The organism is Streptomyces sp. NP-1717 (genome assembly GCF_022695985.1).
In the GTDB taxonomy this organism is placed as follows: domain Bacteria; phylum Actinomycetota; class Actinomycetes; order Streptomycetales; family Streptomycetaceae; genus Streptomyces.
On record NZ_JAAPBF010000076.1, the window covers coordinates 23,573 to 30,040 of the forward strand.

A 6,468-nucleotide genomic window follows, 5' to 3' on the forward strand; every position below is an offset into this window, starting at 1 on the left:
CACGCACCTGCTGACACGCACGCTGTGACACGCACGCCGCACGGCGCCGCGTCCCTGACACGCCGTCGGCGGGACGCTGTTCGTAAGAGTGAGGAGGCCGGGAAGTGACGAGTGTGACGTTCACTCTGGTGGCACTGGACTGTCAGAATCCGGCGGCCGTCGCCGAGTTCTATCAGGGCGTGCTCGGCGGGGAGATCAGCCACGACTACGAGGGCTGGTGGGTGTTGCGCGTACCGGGCGGGGCCCGGATCGCCTTTCAGCGCGCTCCCGGTCACCGTGCCCCGGAGTGGCCGCGCGCCGATTCCAATTCGCAGCAGGCGCATCTCGACTTCGCGGTGGCCGACATGGCGGCCGCGCAGGAGAAGGTGCTCGCGCTCGGTGCCACAGCGCTCGATCTCGATGACGACGGGGGTAAACGCGGCTTCCGGGTGTTCGCGGATCCGGCGGGTCATCCCTTCTGTCTCTGCCGGGCCGTCTGACCGACCGGAGACCCCCTCCGACCAGTGTGTTTCTCGCTCATCCGCTCCGGTGCGCCGTCGCGCGCCACTGTCCCGGGAGCAGTCGCCGGGAGCCGAGAAGTTGCGCATTCGGCTCCGTCGGGTCAATCTTTTCAGTGACCCAGAAGTGGCTTTAGCTCACGCTTCGTATTCGGGGGTCGTTGCAACAACGAGGTGAAGTACGTGGGCCCCTGTGTGTGAGGAGCCTCGACCATGACGATTCCACTCGGCCGCTACTACGAGGTGGAATTGCACGCCTCTCCGGAGCGCGTATCGCAGATTCGGCGGATTGTCGCCGCTCACCTTCGACACTGGAGTCTTGACCCGCACGTCGAACCGGTCTGTTCGGGTGTCGACGAACTCCTGACCAATGTCCACCGTCATGTCGGCGCGGACAACAAGTGCATGGTCGAAATCCGCTGGACGGGCCGGTATCTCACGGCCGCCGTCTCGGACAACGGACCTGAGCTGCCCCGGCTGCCGTCGGCCGGCGGCGGCGGACTCGCGCGCCTCGCCTCACTGAGCGACAGCTGGGGTACCTGTGGCACGGTGGAGGGCAAGGTCGTCTGGTTCACCAGGAGCGTGGAGGCGCCGCAGAACGTCCTGCGGCTGCCCGCCGTCCCGGTGGGCGGGACCGACGCGGCGGCGAAGGAGCCCGTTCCGGCGCAGACGCCGGTGCCCGCGTCCGTCCCGTCCCTTGCGGCCACGGCCTGACAACGGCGTCGTATCCCCGACCTCGGGGCAGGACGGCCGCGGGCCGGGGACGGAGCCGTATCACCGGACCGCTCCGGCCCGCGTCCCCAGGGCGCGCCTTTCGGTCCGCGCACCGGTCCGCTCATCGGTCCGTTTCGCGGTCCGCGCACCGGTCCGCGCTTTTCGGTCCGGGGACGTCGGGTACGCGCTCAGACGACAGCCCGCGTCCGGGTGGCGCGGAGACAAGGAGTCAGAGATGGAAACCGACCAGGGCCCGCGGACGTCCCGCGGCCGATCGGCCGAGCGCGAGGGGCAGTTGCGTACGTGCCTCCCGGCGCGCGTCACGATCCGCGAAGGCGAACCGAGAGACGCCGGCCAGGGAAGGCAGGAGACGGCGGATCAGGAGTGGAACGTGGTGCGGGGAGAGGACTGATGAGCGCGAGGCTGCACATCGATCAGACAGGTACGGCGGACGAGACCGGGACGGGAACCGGCGCCGACGCGTGGGAATGGCTGCGCGACGCGGCCTGCGCGCACGCCGATCCCGAACTGTTCTTCCCGGTGGGGGAATCCGGCCCCGCCGCCGAACAGATGGAGCGCGCCAAGGAGGTGTGCCACAGCTGTCCGGTGGAGAGCCGGTGCCTCGAATGGGCACTCAACACCGTTCGCACGTCGGGGGTTTGGGGCGGTACGGACGACGAGGAACGGCGCCGGCTGCGGCGCAACGGCCGGCGGCGTGTGCCCGCGCCGCGCGGCAGGCAGGCATCCGGGCCGGGCGGCACGCGTCGCCCGCGCGGCCACTGAGGCACGTCCGACCGGTTCGACGCCCGGCCACGCAACGCCCTTTCCCGCGTGGGCGGTTCGGCGCCGGGTTCAAGGAGGCATGAGTGCGATGAGCACCCGAGGAGCCGGTTCAGCCGACTCCGCCTCGCCGGCCGAGGAGAGCGTACGGGCGGGCGGTCGGACCGTACGTATCCACCGGCCGGGCAAGGTTCTCTTCCCCGCCTCCGACGGAGGCGGGGACCTCACGAAGGCGGATCTCGTCGGGTACTACCGCTGCGTCGCCCGGTACATGCTGCCCGAACTCAGAGGCAGACCACTGATGTTGGAGCGGCATCCGGACGGGCTCGACGGCCCCCGCTTCATGCAGAAGAACATCCCGGGCAACTATCCCGACTGGGCGCGGCGGGCCGAGATGGCGAAGAAGGGCGGCACCGTCACACACCCGGTGTGCGACGACACCGCGACGCTCGTCCACCTCGCCGACCAGGCGACCATCACCTTCCACCGCTGGCTCTCACGGGTGGACCGCGCGGACTTCCCGGACCGGCTGGTGTTCGATCTCGACCCGGCCGAGGACGACTTCGAGCCCGTACGCGACGCCGCGCTGCTGCTCGGCGAACTGCTCGGCGAACTGAGCCTGCCGGCCACGCTGATGACCACCGGCTCCAAGGGGCTGCACGTGATCGTCCGTCTGGACGGAGCGGCGGGGTTCGACGAGGTACGGGGCTTCGCCACCGACGTGGCGCGCGTACTGGCGGCCCGTGCGCCGGACCGGTTGACCACGGAGCAGCGCACGGACGCCCGCGGGGGCCGGCTCTATCTGGACATCCAGCGCAACGCGTACGCGCAGACGGCGGTCGCGCCCTTCTCGGTACGTCCGGGGGAGGGCGCCCCGGTCGCGACACCCATCAGCTGGGACCAGCTGAAGGATCCCGCGGTCACCGCGCGGCGCTGGACGGTGACGAACGTACTGGAGCAGGCGCGCACCCGCCCCTGGTCCGGGGTTCCGGCCAGGGGCAGGGCGCTCGGTCCGGCACGGCGGAGGCTGGACGCCCTGTCCGCGTAACGGGCCGTGCTCGTCTCGTCGTTCAGACGCTGTCGGGGAAGTCTCCCGCCAGCGCGGCGGCCATCCGCAGGTGCGGCCCGGCGTCGGCGGCGCGTCCCTGCCGCTCCAGCGTGCGGCCCAGCATGAGGCGCGCGTACTGCTCGACCGGGTCGCGCTCCAGTACGGCGAGCAGCTCGGTCTCGGCCTTCCGGAGACGGGCGGAGTGGTAGTAGGCCCGCGCGAGCAGCAGCCGCGGCGCGACCTGCTCCGGGACCTCGGCCACGAGCCCTTCGAGGATGCCGGCCGCCGTGACGTACTCCTGCGCGTCGAAGAACTGCTGGGCGCGTCCCCAGCGCTCGGCGGCGGTTCCGAAGTCGTAGTACGTGCTGGTGTCCACTTGCTCCTCCTGCTCATCGTGCTGTTCACCCGCCCACAACAGTGGCGGGCGCCCGAACATTCCGATGGTTGAAACTTTGACAATGTCCCCGACCGTTATCGCGTGGATGCTGCCCTGAGGTGCCGGTCGGGATTAGGTTGTGCGCCATGAGCAATCTTGATCGTCAGGCGACGCTCTCCGTCTGCGGCGGCCGCGGCTTCGTCGTCGCCGAACCGGTGCGTGAACTCCTCAGCCCTCGTCACGTCAAGCTCGGCGAGTCCACCGAGGTGCGCAGGCTGCTGCCCAACCTCGGGCGCCGCATGGTCGGCGCGTGGGCCTTCGTCGATCACTACGGCCCCGACGACATCGCCGACGAGCCCGGCATGCAGGTGCCGCCCCATCCGCACATGGGACTCCAGACGGTCAGCTGGCTCCACGACGGCGAGGTCCTGCACCGCGACAGCCTCGGCAGCCTCCAGACCGTACGGCCCCGAGAGCTGGGCCTCATGACCTCGGGCCGGGCGATCAGCCACTCCGAGGAGAGCCCCCGCCCCCACGCCCGCCTCCTGCACGGCGCCCAGCTGTGGGTCGCGCTCCCCGACGCCCACCGCGGCGTGGACCCGCACTTCCAGCACCACGTGGACCTTCCCGAGGTCACCGCCCCGGGCCTGTCGGCCACCGTCATCCTCGGCACCCTGGACGGCGCCACCTCACCGGGAACGACATACACGCCCCTGGTCGGCGCCGACCTCACCCTCACCCCGGGCACGGACGCCCGACTGCCCCTCGACCCCGACTTCGAGTACGCGGTGCTGGCGATGTCGGGCGAGGCGCGGGTCGACGGCGTCCCGGTCCCGGCGGGCTCGATGCTCTACCTCGGCTGCGGCCGCACGGAACTCCCGCTCCGCACGGACTCAGCGGCGGGCCTGATGCTGCTGGGCGGGGAGCCGTTCGAGGAGGAGATCGTGATGTGGTGGAACTTCATCGGCCGCTCCCACGAGGAGATCGAGGCGGCGCGCAAGGACTGGATGAACGAATCCCGCTTCGGCGAGGTCAAGGGCTACGACGGCGCCCGCCTCCCCGCCCCGGAACTCCCGCCGGTGGCCCTGAAACCACGCGGCCGGGTGCGCTGACCTGGCCTGATTGATCCTGCCGCAGTCCGACGAGCGGCCTTCCTCGTGCCTCCTCACCAGCCTGGTGAGGGGGTACGGTTGTGCGCGCTGTTGGGTGCTTTCTTGGCGGACGTTGCGGTGGCAGGTGTTGGCACCTGCCACCAGGGCCAATCAAACACTTGCTGACCTTACTGGCGAGTAATCAGATCCTGTTCGTCGGGATGGTGATCACGCTGGGCGCCGTACGAGAGGCGGACCGGTTCGGCGCCGACTACTGCCAGCGCCTCGGGCCTCGGCGAGCTTCTCCCTGGCACGGTCTTCCCGACCGCCTTCACCAAAGCTGCCTCGCCCGCCGACCCTCACCGAACTCATTGACAGCGGACTGACCCCCTGTCACTGTCTCGTCTGACAGCGGCAGTTCTCGGACGGAGCCCCCAAGGGGGACCGCCGCTTGATCCTCCCCCCCACCCGCGTCTCCCTCGCAGCTGAGTCACCACCGATGTGGGAGCGCTCCCAGAGAGGTACTGCACTCATGAGAAAGATGATGCGTACGCTCGTCACGTCGGCAGTCGCGTGCCTGCTGCTGCCGCTGGGCACCGGGCAAGCCGACGCCCGCGTCCTGGCCGATCCGATCGGCATGACCAGCGGATTCTACGCGGACCCGAACTCGACTCCTGCCGCATGGGTTGCGGCGAACCCCGGCGACGGACGGGCGTCGGCGATCCGGGACAACATCGCCTCGCGCCCCATGGCCCGGTGGTTCGGTTCCTGGAGCGGTGACATCGGGGCCGCGGTGGGCTCCTACGTGGGAGCCGCGGACGCCGCCGACAAGCTTCCCGTCCTGATCGCCTACAACATCCCCGGCCGGGATGCCTGTGGCGGCCACTCCGGCGGAGGGGCGGGTTCTCCGGCGGCGTACCGTACCTGGATCTCCGCCTTCGCCTCGGCCATCGGCGGGCGACCGGCGCTGGTGGTGATCGAGCCGGACTCCCTCGGTGATTTCAGCTGTATGTCCCAGCAGCAGATCGATGAGCGCAACGCCATGCTCAGAGACGCCCTGGCGCAGTTCTCCGCGCACGCGCCCAACACGTGGACGTACCTGGATGCCGGAAACCCCGCCTGGATCGACGCGGGCACCATGGCCCGGCATCTCGACGGCGCCGGGGCCCGACAGGCGCACGGCTTCGCGTCGAACATCTCGAACTACTACGGCAACGGCCGCAACATCAGCTACGGCAACGCCATCAACTCGGTGCTGTCGGCGTCCTACGGCTACACGAAGCCTTTCGTTATCGACACCAGCCGCAACGGCAACGATTCCAACGGCGAGTGGTGCAACCCCGCCGGTCGGAGGACCGGGGCCGTCAGCCAGACGGGTGGCGGAGCCGAGATGCTGCTGTGGCTGAAGACCCCCGGTGAGTCCGACGGCAACTGCGGAGTCGGCGCCGGCTCCGTGGCCGGCCAGTTCCTCCCGGAAGTCGCGTACAAGATGATCTACGGATACTGAACCGCCGGATTCGTCACTGTGGGGTGGCGCGGTATATCGACCACTCCCGCAGGCGCTGAGTCAGGAAGGGGTGGCCGATCGTGGCCTGGGTCATCGTCTGGTCCGGATCAGCGAGGACACGGCTGACCAGGTCGGTCTCGCCGGGCTGCCCACGCCTCGGGTGACCTTGGTACGGAGCTTGACCGTGGAGAACATCGACTCGATCGCGTTCGTGGTGCGGAGTTGGATCCAGCGCTCGGCGGGATCCTCATCGCCCCTGCGAAGGAAGGGGCCGGCATCGTGTGCCCGCCCTTCGTACATGGCCTCCCAACACGGGCGGAAACGCTCCCGCGCCGATGTCGTGGGAGAGAACGCACTGCCGCCCGCACGGGTTGCCTGCCGCCCTCACTCACCCCGACCGGGCGGTGCGACGCGGTGGTCTGAGTACACGTACTCATGAGGTCGGTCGCGGGCGG

The 6,468-nt window shown here is 69.8% G+C and carries 8 protein-coding genes; 7 read left to right on the forward strand and 1 reads right to left on the reverse strand.

The features are described from left to right. Positions 1–104: 104 nt before the first annotated feature. The 5 genes from GXP76_RS17550 (at position 105) to ligD (ending at position 3,039) form a co-directional block, all read left to right on the forward strand. The gene (locus tag GXP76_RS17550; RefSeq protein WP_242572472.1) at positions 105–479 is read left to right on the forward strand and encodes a VOC family protein; all 375 of its coding nucleotides are present in this window, start codon (positions 105–107) and stop codon (positions 477–479) included. A 231-nt stretch (positions 480–710) separates the two neighbouring features. Beyond that, positions 711–1,211: an ATP-binding protein gene (locus GXP76_RS17555; protein ID WP_242572473.1), complete on the forward strand. Its 501-nt coding sequence runs from the start codon at positions 711–713 to the stop codon at positions 1,209–1,211. A 235-nt stretch (positions 1,212–1,446) separates the two neighbouring features. Next, positions 1,447–1,623 (forward strand): hypothetical protein, encoded by a 177-nt coding sequence (locus GXP76_RS17560; protein ID WP_242572474.1) that lies wholly within the window; start codon positions 1,447–1,449, stop codon positions 1,621–1,623. Further along, positions 1,623–1,994 (forward strand): WhiB family transcriptional regulator, encoded by a 372-nt coding sequence (locus GXP76_RS17565; protein ID WP_308354154.1) that lies wholly within the window; start codon positions 1,623–1,625, stop codon positions 1,992–1,994. Before GXP76_RS17560 ends, GXP76_RS17565 begins: the two co-directional genes overlap by 1 nt. 88 nt (positions 1,995–2,082) lie before the next feature. Further along, positions 2,083–3,039: a non-homologous end-joining DNA ligase gene (gene ligD, locus GXP76_RS17570; RefSeq protein ID WP_242572475.1), complete on the forward strand. Its 957-nt coding sequence runs from the start codon at positions 2,083–2,085 to the stop codon at positions 3,037–3,039. A 22-nt stretch (positions 3,040–3,061) separates the two neighbouring features. Here the strand turns inward: ligD and GXP76_RS17575 are convergent, their stop codons facing one another. Continuing rightward, on the reverse strand, positions 3,062–3,415 hold the full coding sequence (locus GXP76_RS17575; RefSeq protein ID WP_242572476.1) for a tetratricopeptide repeat protein: 354 nt from the start codon (positions 3,413–3,415) through the stop codon (positions 3,062–3,064). A gap of 146 nt (positions 3,416–3,561) precedes the next feature. On the opposite strand from GXP76_RS17575, the gene GXP76_RS17580 reads away from it, so the two are divergent. Both GXP76_RS17580 and GXP76_RS17585 read left to right on the forward strand, forming a co-directional pair. Further along, positions 3,562–4,527 (forward strand): pirin family protein, encoded by a 966-nt coding sequence (locus tag GXP76_RS17580; protein ID WP_242572477.1) that lies wholly within the window; start codon positions 3,562–3,564, stop codon positions 4,525–4,527. A gap of 511 nt (positions 4,528–5,038) precedes the next feature. Continuing rightward, complete coding sequence (locus GXP76_RS17585; protein WP_242572478.1) at positions 5,039–6,013, forward strand: glycoside hydrolase family 6 protein; 975 nt, start codon at positions 5,039–5,041, stop codon at positions 6,011–6,013. The last annotated feature ends 455 nt before the right edge of the window (positions 6,014–6,468 follow it).

What these genes read in the sequence shown, in the direction of transcription:
- GXP76_RS17580 (WP_242572477.1), top strand. Translation starts at nt 3,562, where the DNA reads ATGAGCAATCTTGATCGTCAGGCGACGCTCTCCGTCTGCGGCGGCCGC.
- GXP76_RS17555 (WP_242572473.1), top strand. Translation starts at nt 711, where the DNA reads ATGACGATTCCACTCGGCCGCTACTACGAGGTGGAATTGCACGCCTCT.
- GXP76_RS17565 (WP_308354154.1), top strand. Translation starts at nt 1,623, where the DNA reads ATGAGCGCGAGGCTGCACATCGATCAGACAGGTACGGCGGACGAGACC.
- GXP76_RS17585 (WP_242572478.1), top strand. Translation starts at nt 5,039, where the DNA reads ATGAGAAAGATGATGCGTACGCTCGTCACGTCGGCAGTCGCGTGCCTG.
- GXP76_RS17560 (WP_242572474.1), top strand. Translation starts at nt 1,447, where the DNA reads ATGGAAACCGACCAGGGCCCGCGGACGTCCCGCGGCCGATCGGCCGAG.
- ligD (WP_242572475.1), top strand. Translation starts at nt 2,083, where the DNA reads ATGAGCACCCGAGGAGCCGGTTCAGCCGACTCCGCCTCGCCGGCCGAG.